Raw genomic sequence first — 17,211 nt, forward strand, 5'->3', positions numbered from 1 at the left:
ATCAGGAACTGACGGCACGACGTTTGCTTTGATCAGGTTCGGGGCTGGGCATGAGGAGACTCAACGATGGCAACCCAGATCGTGATGGACCAGACTGGCGATACGCGCCACGAGTTTGATCCTGGCAATGCCGAAGCGCTGGCGCGAGCCGAACGGCGCTTTCGGGAGCTGACCGGAGCCGGCTTCACCGCCGCCCTCCGGACCGGGCCGGGCGAAGTCACCCGGATCCGATCATTCGACCCGACCGCGCAGGAAACGCTGTTCTATCCCCGCCTGGTCGGCGGCTGATCTGAGCTGCTCATGATCGCGGCAGTTTGGCTTCGCGCGCCGGCGCGTGCGCGTCTGCATGCGCTGCGCGAACTCTATCGGCGCTTCTTCGGCGAGAACACGCCGGACGCGCGCGGTCGCCGGCTGCTGGCCGAATGGCTGTCACCGGAGCAGCGCGCGCAGTTCGAGGAGCACCGGTACTTCGATGTGACCGGCTGCGATACCGGCAAGACCTATCGCATCCATTACGGCACCGCCGCCAATGTCCACGAGATCGACGGCGACGGGCACGCGACGATGGGATGGTGCTTCGTCCCGTCAGGCTTCCTGGTGCCGGGCGACGTGATGCTGGCACAGAAGATCGCGCTCGAGACGGACGAGAGGGGCGCGATCGCACTCGCAAACCGGTTTCCGCCGGCGACACATTCGGAGCATTTCTACCGGCGGCCATTCTAAAGCGCGATGAGATCAGGATAGATCGTCATCGCGCTTTAGGTTGTTGCGGTTTAGCTTGTTGTCTTGGCGACGTCGGCTCCAGCGCCGCGAGGGCGCGGCGGTCAGTAATGCGTGGTGCGGTAGGCATCCAGCGCATGCGCTGCAAAGACCCCGATGCTGCAAAGGGCGAGGATGGCGGAGATCAGCTCGATCATAGCTCGTCCTCCCGCAGCGGCTGGGCGACGAGGTGCTGACAGCAGGCATAGTCATAGATCAGGTCGATGAGGAATTGCATGGTGGCCGTCCCTGTATTTATTTTGACAACCACTTAAGCGGCCATCTGTTTCAGGCGTGTTTCGTCGCATTTGGAAAGGGGTTTCGCGGGGAACCCACGGGCTGGCTTGTGCGGCGCGGAGCCGCTATGTCCCGTTTCCGGTCAGTCCCTTCAGCCGCGCGCCTGTCGCGGGCGGCACATCATATTGCGAGGCAAAATCATGGCGCAGGTCGAGTGGTTCGACGATCTCACCATCGGAATGCGGTTCAAATCGCCGGAAGTTCACGTCACCGAAGCCGACATCAAGCGCTTTGCGGCCGAGTTCGATCCGCAGCCGATGCACCTCGACCACGAGGCCGCCAAGGCGACCCTGTTCAAGGGCCTCGCTGCATCAGGGTGGCATACCGCCGCGATCGCCATGAACCTTGCCATCCAGACCCGCCCCTTCGGCCCGCATCCGCTGATCGGCGCAGGGGTCGACGGCCTGCGCTGGACCATGCCGGTGCGGCCAAACGACCGCCTGCATCTGGTCGGCGAGGTCATGAGCCTGACGCCCTCGAAGTCGAAGCCGCAAGGCATTGCGCTGGTGAAATGGACCATGTTCAACCAGAACGGCGAGGAGGTTTACACCTTCACCCCGATCGCGATCGTGCCGCGGCGGGCGTAAGGCCACCCCTTTCGCCATCGGCCTTGGTCGGCCACGTCAGACCCTTGCGGGCCGCCGGGAGAGATGGTCATCTCCTTGCGGGGAACACGCTGGGAGGCTGACATGAAACGATTGCTTTTCGCGGCCGGAATGCTCGCAGGGGTCCTGAGCGCGGCCGCCTTGAACACAAGCCCGGTGCTTGGCCAACAATCCAAGGTCGGCGACTGGACCATCGAGAAGCGCACGCAGGATACGCATTGCAATGCGAGCCGCGGCTACAAGGACAAGGACGACGAGAACCGCGACTACGTCATCGTCATCACCTATTCCGACAAGGCCATCGTGATCGTGATGATCTACGACGGCTGGGAATGGGACAAGGTCGGCGAGGTCCTGCGGGCCGATGTCGGCACCGACGATGCCGACATCATGAAGAAGGCGAAGTGGGAGGTCATGGACAAGACCACCGTGCGCGGCATCTTCGAATACGATCAGTCGATCATGGACCGGCTCTCGAAGGCCAAGCGCCTCACGCTCGATTTCGAGGACGATGACGACGACAGCATCGAGATGCAGGTCCCGCGGGCCGGCGAGGCGCTCGCCGCGCTGAAATTCTGCGAGGAGAACCGGAAGTAGGTTGCGTCAGGCGCCGCTCTCGTAGGGTGGGCAAAGCGCAAGCGTGCCCACCAATTTTGCATTCGGCCCGAGATCGTGGGAACGGCGCTATGCGCCTTTGCCCATCCTACAGAGTTGATGCTGATGTAGACGGCGCCGGGGCCTGATCGTTGCCTCGAGACCCTGCGCGCGGCGTCGCGTGACTCATCGCACACAGCCCGATCGCTGTTCGCATTAATCCTAGTCTTTGGTGAAAACGTCCAAGCCGCATCCTGCGGTTGACGTTACGCAAGGACGATGTTCGATATTCCAGCATTTCGCTGCAGTCTGTTTCCCTCCTCGAGGGCGGCGCCTGACCGTCCCGTTCGCTCCGCCGGTTCCCGAATTGCGAGCCCCCTTCGTCGCCGGGGCTGTGCGCTGATCGCATCGTCCGGCAGATGACCATCGTCCATGCGAGCCGGTTCTCGTCGCTGGTCGGCGACATCTACGATGCGGCGATTGATCCTGCGCTGCGCAGCGCCGCGCTGGAGCAGGTTGCAGAATTCGTCGGAGGGTTCGCAGCGACGATCCTGTCGCGGGATGCGGCCGGGCTCTCGATCGAGATCCATCAGCATTTCGGCACGGAGTCTCGCTTCCGTCAGCTCTATCGCGACCGCTACGTGGAACTCGATCCGTTACTCGATCGCCATCCCGGTCTTGCCGTCGGGCAGACCGCCGGCGTGACCGACATCATGCCTCATTCGGATTTCGTGGCGACCAGCTTCTACCGGGAATGGCTCGAGCCCCAGGATGCGATCGATCTCGCCGCCGTCACGCTCGACGCGTCGGGCGCGCGCACCACGATCTTGCAGGTGCTGCGCCATCGGTCCCGTGGCCCCGTCGACGACACCATGCGCGAGCGCATGCGGCTGCTTGCGCCGCATCTCCAGCGTTCCAGGCTCATGGGCCGGCGGATAGGGGCGCGCTCGCACACCGTGGACGACCTCGCCGATGTCCTCGACGGTCTCAGCAGCGCCATCTGCCTGCTCGACGCCGACGGGCGCGTCATCCACGCCAACGCGGCGTGCCGGCAGCTGTTCGCCGATGGCAATCTGCTCGCAATGGTCGGCGACCGGATCGTCGCGCGCAACACCCAGACCGACAAAATATTCCGCGGCCTGTTCGACGTCGCAAGCAATGGCGGAACTGAACCGAGCGGACGTCGCCGGATCGACCTCGTGACGTCGGTCGATGGCCAGCATCACTTGATCCATGCTTTTTCGCTGAAGCGCGAACGCAACCAGCCGCGGGATATCGCGGCGACAGCGCTCTTCGTGCAAACGGCCTCGATGGTGCCTTTGCTCGCAACCGAGGCGATCGCGGCGGCCTTCAGGCTGACGCCGTCCGAATTGCGCGTGCTGATGGCTATCATCGAGATCGGAGGCGTTCCCGACATCGCAGCAAGGCTCGGAATCGCCGAGACGACGGTGAAGACGCATCTCGGCCGCCTGTTCGAGAAGACCGGCGCCGGCAGGCAGGCTGATCTCGTGAAGATCGCCGCGGGCTTTGCCGTGCCGTTCGGACGTCGCACGAGCGGCGACGTGTGAGCCATTTCACATCGTCGGTCCTCACATGGCGCCATCTCAATCCATTGTGATGAGCAAAGCCCTCGGGTCCTCCGATTGCAGGACGCGCATCATCTAGGCCTTTCGTATATCGCGCTCGCGAATGCGAAGCGCAGCGAGCGCCGCGAAGACGTGCCGCGACGGCATGGAACGCGGGCAAGGAAACGACAGCATGCGGCCGGGCCTGCTTCGTCGTTGGAGAGATTGCAGTGAACAGCCAAATTGATTTTTCGGTTCTCAATGTTTCAACAATCGAAATTCCTGAAAGCGAGCGCATCCCGCTGCTTCGCGATTTCTACTGTCGCGGGGTGTTGAAGGCGGAGGTCGAGGCAAGGAACGGCAAGCCGGCCGCGGCGAACTTCACCTCGCACATCTTGCCGGAGGCCCAGTTGCTGATGGGCGGATTGTGCGGAGCCCGGGTCATTCGCACCAGGCAGCTGGTTGCGGATGGCGACGACAGCCTCGCTTTGATCGTGAACAGGTCGGGCGTTCTCGGGATATCCGAGCGAGGACACGATCTGGCGCTTCGCGCCGGACAGGCGGTCCTGACCAGCGCGGAGGACGTCACGACGTTCGAGCGGTTGTCGCTCGGGAGCTGCTTCTCGCTGCGTGTGCCGCGACGCGTGCTGGCGCCGATGATCGTCGACGTCGATGACGCCGTGATGCGCGTCATGCCGGAAAGCTCCACCGGACTTCGATTGCTGGTCGACTACGCGATGACGCTGGTGCGGGAGAAGGCGTTCGACACGCCCGCACTGCGCCAGCTCGCGGTCGGGCATCTGCACGATCTTCTGGCGCTCGTCCTCGGCGCCACCGGTGAGACGCGGGAGCTCGCCGGACGCCGCGGCGTCAAGGCCGCCAGGCTCCAGAAGGCGAAGGTCTCGATCGCCAACAATTGCTGGCGGCAGGACCTATCGGTGACGGCGGTGGCCCAGGAGCTCGGCGTGACGCCGCGCTATCTCCAGCGCCTGTTCGAGGCCGACGGCAAGACGTTCTCCTCCTTCCTGACCGAGCAGCGCGTCAAGCGCGCCCATCGCATGTTGCGCGAGCCCGAATACGCCGAGCGTACCGTGAGCTCGATCGCCTACGATGTCGGCTTCGGCGATCTCTCCTATTTCAACCGCTGCTTCCGGCGGACCTATGGCGCGACGCCGAGCGACGTCAGGAGCGGCGAAGTGCCGTGACCGCGCTCAACTGAATATTCAGCCACCTGCCGATTTCAAATCAGGAGAAGGGATTCGACATGATCCTTGATCGCGACGTCATGACCATTTTGCAGCGGCTGCGGTGCGGCAATTGCCGCATGACCTGGTAACGCGCGCGCTGCTCGCTGGAGTAAATGAATGCATCGTTTTTTCTTCGACCTTCTGGTCGGAAATATCGTGAAGATCGACCCGGGCGGCATGGTGTTCGAATGCGCCGAGGCAACCTTCGTGGTAGCCGACGAGATGGCAAGCCATCTCTTCGTCTGGCGCGATGATTTGCGCGACCGCGACGCCTGGATCCGCGTGAGAGACAAGGGCGGCCGCGAGATCTACCGCGCCGCGGTCTGGGCGGAGAGTGCGGAGAAGGCGGGATGGGACCAGGCATGAGCACGCGGGCGACGGTGTAGCAACGCTGCACCAGTGCGGCGCGAAACGCCTTCAGTTCGTCCTGGCCCGAAACCCGGTCGTCACCGTCCAAGTCGAAACCGGCGTCCCTTTCTACGTTGGCGATCAGCGAATCCAAATTCGCAAGAGCGGCCTCATCCGATCAGAGGAGGTCGCTGACAACGCGCCTGTGACCTGAGGGACTGAAAATGATTGAGACGGGTGGGGACGGTCTTGCGCGATGGCATTTGGCGCGGCGATCGCTGCTGCTTTTGCTGCCGGCCGCGCCAGTGTTCATCAGCGAGCCCGCCATGGCGGCCTGCATGCCGACCGCGCCGGTCAGCAATGCAACGGTGGTGTGCGCAACTGACACCGACACCCAACAGGGCGGCGGCACGGGCTATGGCGCGCGCGGCGACAACAACAATACCTATGACATCAGGTCGGGGGTGACCGTCCACGGAAAGTTCTTTGGCCTCCAGACCGGCGACGGTGGTGTCATTGTCAACGCCGGCAAGATCGAGGGAACGTTCTCGGCTGGTATTACAGGTGGCGATATGACCATCTCGAACCTCAGCGGAGCCACGATCATCGGTTTCCACGCAATCACCGCTTCAACCCTCAACCTCACCAACGCAGGCACCATCGCGAGCGAGGCGGGCGGACGCGGCAGCGGCGTCGAAGCGTTTGTCGCCAATGTGAGGAATTCCGGCACGATTTCCGGCGTCGGGCCCGACACGGTCGGTATCAACGGCGATACAGTGAACCTGATCTCGAACACAGGAACGATCTTTGGAGATGCGGCCGGGGTCACCGGCATTACCCTGAACCTGGCCAACGACAGCTCCGGCGTCATCACCCAGATCGCGGCGACCGGAGGCGCCATCCAGGCCTCCGGTCTGGCGACAGTGGTGAACGCAGGCAGCATCGCCGGTCACGCGTTCGGCATATCCGGCCAGAACGTCAGCCTGTCGAATCTCGCCTCTGGTACCATCGACGGCGCCAACGCGGTGATCGCGGACCAGTCCGTGACGGTCGCCAATGCGGGGCTGATCCAGTCGAGCGGCAATGCCATCGTGTCGCGGACCGGCGATATCAATCTCACCAACACAGCCTCCGGCACGATTTCCGCGGCCGCTAACACCATTACGGCGAACGCCGACCCAGCCACCGGCAAGGGCAACGTCACGATCAACAATGCCGGCCTGATCCGCACGACGACGTCGCTGGCGGGCGTGATCTCGGCCACGAACCTTGCGACCGTCACCAATTCAGGGACCATTGCCGGCGGTTCGGCCGGCATCGACGGCGAGAACGTAAAGCTGGCGAACCTCGCCGGCGGCACCGTGATCGCGCATAACGTGGCGGTGTTCGGAAACACGTCCGTTGTCGTCGACAATGCCGGTACCATCACCGGCGACGGCAGCAATGGCGATGCCATCGTCGCGCATACCGCGGACGCGACCGTTCGCAACAGTGGAACGATCACCGGGACCGAGTTCGCCATCCACGCAGCCAAGACGGCAAATGTGGTCAACAGCGGCGCCATCTCCGGCGGATCGTCGGGTGTCTTTGCCGAGACCATCAACGCGACGAACACGGGACAGATCTCGGCGAATGGTTTCGGCTTGTCCGGTATCAGGATCAATCTCGACAACGCCGGAACCGTCACAGGAGGTGACCGCGGTATCAATGCGATCGTCGGCAACGTCAACAATTCCGGCACGATTACCGGGAGGGAGACAGCCGTTAACGCCAACATCGCCAACGTGACCAACACCGGTCTGCTTCAGGCCTCCGCCACCAACGGCATCGGGATTCTGACGACCCAGGCGACTGTCAATAACTCCGGCACGATCATCGCCGGGATCGGCATTCAGTCGAGCGATGGATCGAACATCACGAACTCCGGCACGATCACCGGCACCGCCGGCAAGGCGATTCTGCTCTCCGACCGGGCCGACACGCTGACGCTGCTGCCGGGCTCGAAGATCAACGGCGTGGTCGATTTCGGCTTCGGCCATGACGTCGTCAACCTCAACTTCATTCCGCTGAGCAGCCGGGTCTCGTCGCTGACGAGTATCCAGCTCCCGACCTTCGTCAACTTCAATGGTACCATCAACACCAACGTCGGGAGCGGAGGCTTCAATGGCCCGCAGGTCTTTGCCGGCGGCGCCCTCGCAACCCTCGATCCCACCGCGCTGGCGCAGACCGACCGCGCGCTGATGGATTTCACCGGCGGCGTGTCCTCGCTAGTGCAGGGCAGGTTGAACGGTGGCACCGGGCCGGCCGGGAGCAACATGATGGCGATGGCCTATGCGCCTGAGAGCGCGCAGGCCGGGCCGTTCACCAAGGCGCCGCACAGCCTCTGGACCGATCCGGCGCCGATCACGGTCTGGGCGACCTCGTTCGGTGGCCAGCGCATCCAGGACGAGACGGTCTCGACCTTGCGCGCGACTTCGACGGCGTGGGGTGGCGCGATCGGCATCGACCGCAAGGTGCAGCCGAACTGGCTCGTCGGCGGCTTCCTCGGCGGCGGGCAGGGCGGCCTCTCGGTCGACCTCAACTCGCAATCGGTCGATACCAACTACGTGTTCGCCGGCGCCTATAGCCGGTTCGAATGGGCCGCGCAGTTCTTCGACTTCACCATCCAGGGCGGCAACGCCGACAACAAATCGCGCCGCCTGGTGCTGAACAATGCCGCGGTCGGCGGCATGGAGACGGCCACTGCAAGCTACAGCGGCTGGTACGTTAGCCCGGAAGTTGCCTATGGCTATAAGCTCGAGATCGGCAACGGCTATCTGCTGACGCCGACGGCGCGGCTGCGCTATGTCGCAGGCCGCTTCGACGGCTATAGCGAGACCGGCTCGGCACAAGGGCTGTCGGTCGGTGGCCGCACGCTGCAGGATTTTGAAGAGCGGGGCGAGGTCGACCTCTCGCGCGTGACCAGCTTTGCCGGCGGCGAGTTCAAGGCCAACGTTCATGGTGGCGTGATCGCGCTCCAGCGCGTCGGCGACACCAATATCAACACCGTGCTGCTCGGGCAGAACCTCTCCTTCGTCACGCCCGGCAGCCGCTCTACGGTCGGCGCCGTCGCGGGCTTCGGCTTCGACTATCGAACCACGCGCAACGTCTCCGTGTTCGGCGCGGTCGAGGGCATGATGATGTCCGACCAGAGCCGCACCGGCACGGCGAAAGGGGGCGTTCGCGTCGCGTTCTGAGCCGGCATCAGCCCTGGCGGCTTGAACGCAGCGCCCTGCCGGCCGGGCTCCATCCGCCCGGCCGGCACCTCCTACGATCGGAGGACGCCGCATGCTGTGGTCGTGCTAGGCTCCCGGGCATTGACCATTCAATGCCAATTTGAGCCATGCACGGACCACGGAAACTGCCCGAACTGGTCGAGGCCATCTATGACGCGGGGCTCGATCCCGCGATGTGGACCAACGTCGTCGCCGGCATCCGCGATTTCGTCGGCGGCCAGGCCTGCGGGCTGTTTTCCAAGGATTCGATCAGCAAGTTCGGCGTGACGCACTATTATTGCGGGGCGGACCCGCACTACATCCGCCTCTATTCGGAGACGCATTCGAAGTTCGATCCGCTGACGGTCCTGCCGCCGCACGGCCGGATCGTCAGCATCCCCGATCTCGTCAATTTCGAGGAGTACCGGCGCGGGCGCTTTTACCAGGAATGGATGCAGCCGCAGGGATGCCGCGACGCGGCCAATGTCGTGCTCGATAGTTCCAGCACGAGCTGCCCGGTGATGATGACGGTGCTGTCGGGCCGGCGCATGGTGGATCCCGCGATGAAACATCGCCTCGCGCTGATCGTGCCGCACGCCAGCCGCGCGCTGCTGGTCAACCGCGCCATCGATTCGAAGCTGACATTGGCGACGGCGCTGGCCGACGTCCTCGACAGTCTGACATCCAGCATCTTCCTGCTCGATTCCTCCTGCCGGTTGGTGCATGCGAATTCTGCGGGCCATGCCCTGCTTGCGGCCGACGACGTCGTCCGGTCCGTTGCCGGCCAGCTCGTGACCGGCAGTGCCGAGGCCAATCAGACGCTGCGCAATGCCTTCGCGAGCCGCAGCGACGTCGCGATCGCTATCGCACGCGGCCACGCCATTCCTTTGCTTTCGCCAAGCGGGGATCGCTATGTCGCGCATATCCTGCCGCTCGCCTCCGTGCTGCGCAACGGCGGCGACCGGGCCCGCGACGCTGCCGGTGCGCTGATGCTGCGCAAGGTGTCGCTCGGCGCGCAATCCGGTGGCGAGCTGATCGCGCGGACCTTCGGCCTGACGCCGGCCGAGCTGCGCGTGTTCCTGTCCATCGTCGAGGTCGGCGGCATCCCGGAGACGGCGGCCGCGCTCGGTATCGCGGAGACGACGGCGAAGACGCATCTGCATCGCGTCTTCGCCAAGACCGGCGTTTCGCGTCAGGCCGACCTCGTCAAGCTTGCCGCGGGATTTTCCAATCCGCTTCTCAACTGATCAATAAATCACTGCCGGAATTGAACCTTTTGCTGCCGCGGCAGACTCACAGGAGCCGCCGGGCATGACGAACATTTCTTCATCTGTGATCACTAGCTGTTCCGATGTCCCGACTTCCGAAACAATCCGAGCTGATCGAGAGCATCTATGATGCCGGCCTCAACCCGGAGTTGTGGAGCGATGTCGTGGTCATGCTCAATGGATATATCGGCAGCCAGGCCTGCGGTCTGATCTCCAAGGACCCGGTCAGCAAATCCGGCGCGACGCATTATTACTGCGGGGTCGATCCGCACTACATCCAGCTCTATGCCGAGACCTACGCCCAATACGATCCGCTTGCGCGGCTTCCACAATACGGCGAAGTGCGCAACATCCCCGACCTCGTGAATTTCGACGAATACCGCCGCGGGCGGTTTTATCAGGAATGGCTGCGCCCGCAGGGCTGCGTCGATGTCGCCAACGTGGTGCTGGAGCAGTCGAAGTCTCCGTGTCCGATGCTGCTGACCGTGATCCCGGGCAGGGACATGCTCGATGCCGCCCAGCGCGCACGCATGCAGTTCCTGGTCCCGCACACCAGCCGGGCGCTGCTGATCAACCGCGCGATCGAGCGCAAGCAGCGGCATGCGACCGCGCTCGCCGACGTCGTCGACCGCCTCAATGCCGGCGTGATCCTGCTCGATGCGGCCTGCAATATCGTCCACTGCAATCCGGCTGCCGAGACGATCCTGGCCGCCGACGATGTCCTGCGCACCGTTTCGGGCCGGCTCGTGACGAGATCGTCCGAGGCCAATCTGGCCCTGCGCAACATCTTCCGCGACGCCGGGGAGGTTGCCGTCGCGGCGGCGGCCGATCGGAAGATTCCCCTGACGTCGGACAACGGATCGTACTACGTCGCGCACGTGATCGCGCTGCCGTCGCTGCTGCGCGAGGGCGTTGTGGGGCGCACGACGGCGATCGGTGCCTTGTTCGTCTGGAAGGCGGAACTCGACGGCCGCTCGTCTGCCGACCTGATTGACCGCACCTTCGATCTGACGCCGGCGGAACTCAAGGTGCTGCAGTCTATCGTCGAGGTCGGCGGCGTGCCGGAGACGGCGGCCGCGCTCGGGATCGCCGAGACGACCGTGAAGACGCATCTGCATCGCGTCTTCGCCAAGACCGGCGTCTCGCGTCAGGCCGATCTCGTCAAGCTCGCGGCTGGATTCGCCAATCCGCTCGTGCGCTGACGCGCAAAGCATGATCCGTGCGTAGCGCGTGTCGCTGCAGTTCGCATCAGGTTCAAAGCCAGACCATCATTAGAAAGTTATCGCGCCTCACTCGTTCGGGTGACGCGCTTTGCTGCGTTCTTTTCTACGAGATGTCACGCGAGCTGTTGTTCGACACTTCGATCTCGGTGTGAAGCAGCTCACGTCGCGCTGGTCGAGGGGGATTGTCATGCGAACGGCGTCAGCGGTTTGGGTCGGCAGGTTCCGCGACATCGTCGCCCGCATCGGCGCGGCATTCCGCGAGCAGCGCGAGATCGAGGCGCGGCGTGCGCTGCGGCGCTATCGCCACCTGCTGGAGCCGGCGCGCGAAACATTGCCTTTGAACCAATTCATTCCGGTCAACAATCAAAAGGAAATTTCAGAAGATGCCCACGGATCTGATGCGTGCGAGCACGCCGCCGGCGTCCCCACGTTCGAGCGCGCGTAACGCCAATATCGTCGCGATCGCCCTGACCGCGGCCCTCGTCACGCTCCAGTTGATCGGGCTCGCGATGCTGGAACGCTCTCACGCCCGCGCCATGCAGGTGTCGTTGCCCCGTGAACAGGCCGTTTGTTCCGAGAGCGCCGACGTTCCCGTCTCGCAGATTCCCTACGATTGACCGGAGGACGGCTTGTGCCTGACCTCACGACCCTGATCTTGCTCAGCGTTGCCGTCTTCGCCGGTGCCTTCGTCTCGGGTCTCTCCGGCTTCGCGTTCTCGGCGGTCGCCGGCGCGATCCTGCTCCGGGTGTTTCAGCCGCTCGAAGCCGTACCGCTGATGATGGCGTGCAGCATCGGCGTGCAGGCCACCAATCTGTGGGCGCTTCGGCACAGCATCCGCTGGGAGGGCAGCCTGCTGCTGATCGTCGGCGGGCTGATCGGCGTTCCCATTGCGGTGTCGCTGTTGCAGACTGCGGACACGCATCTGCTCCGGCGCGGTTTCGGCATCATCGTCGCGCTCTATGCCGCCTACATGCTGCTGCGGCCGACGCTGGTCACGGCGGGCGAGGCGGTCGGCCGGCACTGGGTCGCGCTGATCGGATTCGGGGGAGGGCTGGTCGGCGGGCTCACCGCGATGCCCGGTGCGATCCCGACGATCTGGTGCGACATGCGCGGCATGCCCAAGAGTGAGCAGCGCGGCCTGGTGCAGCCCTTCATCGCGGCGATGCAGCTGTTCGCGATCGCGCTGCTGGTCGGGCACCAGGATCTGTCGTCGAAGGTCTTCGTCGATCTCGCGATCAGCCTGCCGGCGCTGTTCGCGGGATCCGCGCTCGGCGTGATCGCCTTCCACCGGGTCAACGAGACGGTCTTTCGCAAGACCGTGCTCGTTCTGTTGTTCGTGTCAGGGATTTCCCTGATCTAGAGCATGATCCGGAGAAGTGTGGAGCGGTTCTCCGACAAGATCATGCTCCACTCTAGTGCCCGGCCTCGTGGCTCATGCCCTGGACCGGTGCCGCGCTGATGTCGCTGCCGTGATGCACCAGCGGCTTGTTGCCGGTGATGGTTCTGAGCAGCACATAAAACACCGGCGTCAGGAACAGGCCGAACACGGTGACGCCGATCATGCCGGAGAACACCGCAACGCCCATGGCGCGCCGCATCTCCGAGCCCGCGCCGGTCGAGAGCACCAGCGGCAAGACGCCCATGATGAAGGCCATCGACGTCATCAGGATCGGACGAAGCCGCAGGCGGCTCGCCTCGATCGCGGCCCGGATCGGCGTGCGGCCGGCGAATTCGAGCTCGCGCGCGAATTCGACGATCAGGATCGCGTTCTTGGCGGACAGGCCGACCAGCACGATCAACCCGATCTGGGTGAAGACGTTGTTGTCGCCCTTGGAGATCCAGACGCCGAACATCGCAGCCAAGAGGCCCATCGGCACGATCATGATGATCGAGAGCGGCAGGGTCAGGCTCTCATAGAGCGCGGCCAGCACCAGGAACACCAGCAGGATCGCCAGCGGGAATACCCAGATGCCGGAATTGCCGGCGATGAACTCCTGATAGGTCAGGTCGGTCCATTCGAAGGCAAAGCCGGGCGGCAGCGTCTCCGCCGCGATCCGCGTCGCCGCCTCCTGGGCCTGGCCCGATGAGAAGCCGGGCGCGGCCGCCGCGTTGATGTCGGAGGACAGGAAGCCGTTGTAGCGGATCGCACGTTCGGGCCCCGCGCTCTGGCGGACTTTCAGCAGTGCGGACAGCGGCACCATGTCGCCGGACGACGAGCGCACCTTGAGCTGCCTGATGTCGTCGGCACGGGCGCGGAACGGCGCATCGGCCTGGACATAGACGGAGTAGGTGCGGCCAAACTTGTTGAAGTCGTTGACGTAGTAGGAGCCGAGGTAAATCTGCAGCGTGTTGAACACTTCCGTCACGGGTACCCCGAGCTGCAGCGCCTTGGTGCGGTCGATGTCGGCGAACAGCTGGGGCACGTTGACCTGGAAGCTCGAGAACACGCCGGCGATCTCCGGCGCCTTCTGCATCGCCGCCATGAACGCGTTGGTCGCCTCGTTCAGCGCCTCATAGCCGAGACCAGCACGGTCCTCGATCTGCAGCTTGAAGCCGCCGATGGTGCCGAGGCCGTTGACCGGCGGCGGCGGGAACATGGCGATGAAGGCTTCCTGGATCCCTGCATACTTCTTGTTCAGCTCGGCCGCGATCGCGGGCCCGCTGAGCGAGGGATCCTTGCGCTCGTCGAACGGTTTCAGCGTCGAGAACACGATGCCGGCGTTGGAGGAGTTGGTGAAGCCGGAGATCGACAGGCCGGGGAAGGCCACCGAGCTCTCGACACCGGGCTGGGTCAGCGCGATGTCGCTCATCTTGCGGATCACCTCTTCGGTTCGGTCGAGCGTGGCGCCGTCGGGCAGGCGGGCGAAGCCGACCAGATATTGCTTGTCCTGACCGGGCACGAAGCCGCTCGGCACCTGCTGGAACAGGAAGGCGGTGAGGCCGACCAGCAGCACATAGAGGCCCATCACCGCGGCCTTGCCCGAGATCACCTTGGTGACGGTGCCGCTGTAATTCTCCGACGAGCGCGTGAACGCCTTGTTGAAGCCGCGGAAGAACCAGCCAAGGCTCTTCTCCATGATGATCGTGAGCTTGTCCTTCGGCTCGTTGTGGCCCTTGAGCAGCAGCGCCGACAGCGCCGGCGACAAGGTCAGCGAGTTGACCGCGGAGATCACGGTCGAGATCGCAATCGTCAGCGCAAACTGCTTGTAGAACTGCCCGGTCAGGCCGGAGATGAAGGCGAGCGGCACGAACACCGCGATCAGCACCATCGCGATGGCGATGATCGGGCCGGAGACCTCGCGCATGGCCTGGTAGGTGGCATCGCGCGGCGACAATCCGGCCTCGATGTTGCGCTCGACGTTCTCGACCACGACGATGGCGTCGTCGACGACGATGCCGATCGCGAGCACGAGGCCGAACAGGCTGAGGGCGTTGATCGAGAAGCCGAAGACGTGCATCACCGCAAACGTGCCGACGATCGAGACCGGCACGGCGAGCAGGGGGATGATCGAGGCGCGCCAGGTCTGCAGGAACAGGATCACGACCAGCACCACCAGCGCGATCGCTTCCAGCAGCGTGTGGATCACTGCTTCGATCGAGGAGCGCACGAACTGGGTGGGATCGTAGACGATCTGGTAGGACACGCCCTCCGGCATGTTCTTCTTGATCTCGGCCATGGTGGCGCGGACATGGTCGGAGATCTGCAGCGCGTTGGAGCCAGGCGCCTGGAAGATCGGGATCGCCACCGCCTGCTTGTTGTCGAGCAGCGAGCGCAGGCCGTATTCGGAGGCGCCAAGCTCGATGCGCGCGACGTCGCGAAGACGAACCACTTCGCCGCGCGAGCCGGTCTTGACCACGATGTCGCCGAACTGCTCCTCGTTGGCGAGACGTCCCTCGGCGTTGACCGACAGTTGCAGGTCGATGCCTTTGACGTTGGGGGAGGAGCCGACCACGCCGGCGGCGGCCTCGACGTTCTGCGCCTGGATCGCTTTCACGATATCGCTGGCGGTGAGGCCATGCTCGGCCGCCTTCTGCGGATCGACCCAGACCCGCATCGAATAGTCGCCGGCTCCATAGAGCTGGACGTCGCCGACGCCGTCGATCCGGGCGAGACGATCCTTGACGTTGAGCACCGCGTAATTGCGCAAATACGTCATGTCGTAGCGGCCGTTCGGCGACAGCAGATGCACCACCATGGTGAGGTCGGGCGACGACTTCTTGGTGATGATGCCGAGCTGGCGCACCACGGCGGGCAGGCGCGGCTCGGCCTGCTGCACGCGGTTCTGCACCAGCTGCGTCGCCTTGTCGGGGTCGGTGCCGAGGCGGAACGTCACCGTCAGCGTCATCGCGCCGTCGGTGGTCGCCTGGCTCGACATGTACAGCATGTTCTCGACGCCGTTGATCTGCTCCTCGATCGGCGTCGCGACAGTCTCCGCGATCACCTTGGGATTGGCGCCCGGATAGGTCGCGCGCACCACGACGGAGGGCGGCACGACGTCGGGGTATTCCGAGATCGGCATCGCGAACAGCGAGATCAGGCCGGCGAGGAAGATCAGCACCGACAGCACGCCGGCGAAAATCGGACGATCGATGAAGAACTTTGAGAGATTCATGGCTTTGCCCCTGGGCAATATCTTGGTCGTCTCCGCACAGCTCCGCCGTCATTCCGGGGCGCGCGACGCGCGAACCCGGAATCCAGAGGTGATGTGCTCGGAGTTTCGTGACGTCGTCATTCCGGGCTCGCGCGGCGCGCGCCCCGAAACGACGTAACTAGCGTTGCACCACGTCCTGGTTGCTGTGATTGGAAGCCTGCTGCCCCCGCGCCCCCATCGCCGCGATCTCCGTCTTGAGGAGGGCGCCGGGACGCACGCGCTGCAAGCCGTTGACGACGATGCGGTCACCGGGCTTCAGGCCCGACGTCACGATACGAAGTCCATCGACGGCCCCGCCAAGCGTGACCGGCTGGTAGACCGCGCGGCTGTCGTTACCAACCGCCATCACGAACTTCTTGTCCTGGTCGGTGCCGATCGCACGCTCGTCGATCATCACCAGCGTCTGCTGCTTCGGCTGGCCCATGCGCACGCGCGCGAACTGGCCGGGGATCAGACGCCCGTCGTCGTTGGGGAACACCGCGCGGACGCGGATGGTGCCGCTCTGGCCGTTGACCTGGTTGTCGATGAGCTGGATGTGACCTTTCGCCGAAAGACCGCCTGATGTCGCCATCTCCACCGGGATCTGGTCGAGCTTGCCGCGCTGGCCCGTGCTGTCTGCGATCGAGTTCAACGCCCGCAGCACCACCTCTTCGTCCGCATCGAACGAGGCGTAGATCGGATTGACCGAGACCAGCGAAGTCAGCACCGGCGAAGCGGTGCCGGCGGCGACGAGATTGCCGACGGTGATCTCGAACTTGCCGACGCGGCCGTCCACCGGCGCGCGCACCTCGGTGTAGTCGAGATTGAGCTTTGCAGTCTGGAGCGTCGCCTCGGCCGCCTTCACATTGGCGATGGCTTCGCGATTGGCGTTGTCGCGCTGGTCGTAATCGCGCCGCGTGACCACGGCGTTGCCAACCAGCTGCGCGCCGCGCTCGAGCTCGCTCTGAGTGAAGACCACGCGGGCCTTGGCCGCCTCGAGCTGCGCGGCGGCCTTGTCGACCTCGGCGGCGTAGGGCGCCGGATCGATCTTGAACAGCACATCGCCGGCCTTCACCAGCGCGCCTTCGGTGAAGTTGGTCGACAGGATCGCGCCGGCGACGCGCGGGCGAAGCTCGACGCGTTGGATGGCCTCGAGCCGGCCGGAGAAATCGTCCCAAAGCACGGTCTGCTTTGGTTCGATCATGGCGACTGTGACGGAAACGGCCTGCTCAGCCGCGGCCGCGGTTGCGGTCGCCTGCGCGGCGCGAAAGTAGTGGCCGGTCGCGATCGAGCCGGCCACGGCGAGGGCGCCCACGACCGCAACGCCGCCAAGAAGGCGGCGGAAACGGCCGGCGCGGGGGGAGTTTTGCGAGGGATGCATTTGCGCGCTCCAGATATGTAGTGTTCACTACAGATGTGG

Annotated in this window: 14 protein-coding genes; 12 read left to right on the top strand and 2 right to left on the bottom strand. The window is 64.4% G+C overall.

From position 1 onward, the window contains the following. The first annotated feature begins 66 nt into the window (after nucleotides 1–66). From WN72_RS20265 to WN72_RS20320, 12 genes are all read left to right on the top strand, one after another. Nucleotides 67–288, top strand: a complete 222-nt coding sequence (locus WN72_RS20265; protein WP_007592399.1) for a hypothetical protein — start codon at nucleotides 67–69, stop codon at nucleotides 286–288. 12 nt (nucleotides 289–300) lie between these two features. Next, the gene (locus WN72_RS20270) at nucleotides 301–723 is read left to right on the top strand and encodes a hypothetical protein (protein ID WP_027557341.1); all 423 of its coding nucleotides are present in this window, start codon (nucleotides 301–303) and stop codon (nucleotides 721–723) included. Nucleotides 724–1,196: 473 nt separating this feature from the next. Beyond that, nucleotides 1,197–1,643 carry a MaoC family dehydratase gene (locus WN72_RS20275; protein ID WP_027557342.1) on the top strand — a complete coding sequence of 149 codons (447 nt, stop codon included), beginning with the start codon at nucleotides 1,197–1,199 and terminating at the stop codon, nucleotides 1,641–1,643. A 102-nt stretch (nucleotides 1,644–1,745) separates the two neighbouring features. After that, nucleotides 1,746–2,258, top strand: coding sequence for a hypothetical protein (locus WN72_RS20280; protein WP_027557343.1), 513 nt, complete (start codon nucleotides 1,746–1,748; stop codon nucleotides 2,256–2,258). Nucleotides 2,259–2,674: 416 nt separating this feature from the next. Continuing rightward, nucleotides 2,675–3,823 carry a LuxR C-terminal-related transcriptional regulator gene (locus WN72_RS20285; RefSeq protein WP_092216475.1) on the top strand — a complete coding sequence of 383 codons (1,149 nt, stop codon included), beginning with the start codon at nucleotides 2,675–2,677 and terminating at the stop codon, nucleotides 3,821–3,823. Between the two features lie 227 nt (nucleotides 3,824–4,050). Beyond that, complete coding sequence (locus WN72_RS20290; protein ID WP_092216476.1) at nucleotides 4,051–5,025, top strand: helix-turn-helix transcriptional regulator; 975 nt, start codon at nucleotides 4,051–4,053, stop codon at nucleotides 5,023–5,025. Nucleotides 5,026–5,184: 159 nt separating this feature from the next. Then, a complete protein-coding gene (locus WN72_RS20295; RefSeq protein ID WP_027557346.1) occupies nucleotides 5,185–5,433 on the top strand; it encodes a DUF6894 family protein in 249 nt (82 codons plus the stop codon). A gap of 206 nt (nucleotides 5,434–5,639) precedes the next feature. Further along, nucleotides 5,640–8,651, top strand: a complete 3,012-nt coding sequence (locus WN72_RS20300) for an autotransporter outer membrane beta-barrel domain-containing protein (protein ID WP_092216477.1) — start codon at nucleotides 5,640–5,642, stop codon at nucleotides 8,649–8,651. Between the two features lie 146 nt (nucleotides 8,652–8,797). After that, nucleotides 8,798–9,916, top strand: coding sequence for a helix-turn-helix transcriptional regulator (locus WN72_RS20305; RefSeq protein WP_092216478.1), 1,119 nt, complete (start codon nucleotides 8,798–8,800; stop codon nucleotides 9,914–9,916). Nucleotides 9,917–10,020: 104 nt separating this feature from the next. After that, nucleotides 10,021–11,139, top strand: coding sequence for a helix-turn-helix transcriptional regulator (locus tag WN72_RS20310; RefSeq protein ID WP_092216479.1), 1,119 nt, complete (start codon nucleotides 10,021–10,023; stop codon nucleotides 11,137–11,139). A gap of 169 nt (nucleotides 11,140–11,308) precedes the next feature. After that, entirely contained in the window at nucleotides 11,309–11,605 is a 297-nt protein-coding gene (locus WN72_RS20315; protein ID WP_231164340.1) for a hypothetical protein, read from the top strand. 186 nt (nucleotides 11,606–11,791) lie between these two features. Further along, nucleotides 11,792–12,520 carry a sulfite exporter TauE/SafE family protein gene (locus tag WN72_RS20320; protein WP_092216480.1) on the top strand — a complete coding sequence of 243 codons (729 nt, stop codon included), beginning with the start codon at nucleotides 11,792–11,794 and terminating at the stop codon, nucleotides 12,518–12,520. A 52-nt stretch (nucleotides 12,521–12,572) separates the two neighbouring features. On the opposite strand, the gene WN72_RS20325 is transcribed toward WN72_RS20320, so the two are convergent. Next, nucleotides 12,573–15,773, bottom strand: coding sequence for an efflux RND transporter permease subunit (locus WN72_RS20325; protein WP_027557352.1), 3,201 nt, complete (start codon nucleotides 15,771–15,773; stop codon nucleotides 12,573–12,575). 157 nt (nucleotides 15,774–15,930) lie between these two features. Then, nucleotides 15,931–17,172 (bottom strand): efflux RND transporter periplasmic adaptor subunit, encoded by a 1,242-nt coding sequence (locus WN72_RS20330; protein WP_027557353.1) that lies wholly within the window; start codon nucleotides 17,170–17,172, stop codon nucleotides 15,931–15,933. Nucleotides 17,173–17,211: the final 39 nt, after the last annotated feature.

The sequence above is a fragment of the Bradyrhizobium arachidis genome (genome assembly GCF_015291705.1).
Lineage (GTDB): Bacteria > Pseudomonadota > Alphaproteobacteria > Rhizobiales > Xanthobacteraceae > Bradyrhizobium > Bradyrhizobium arachidis.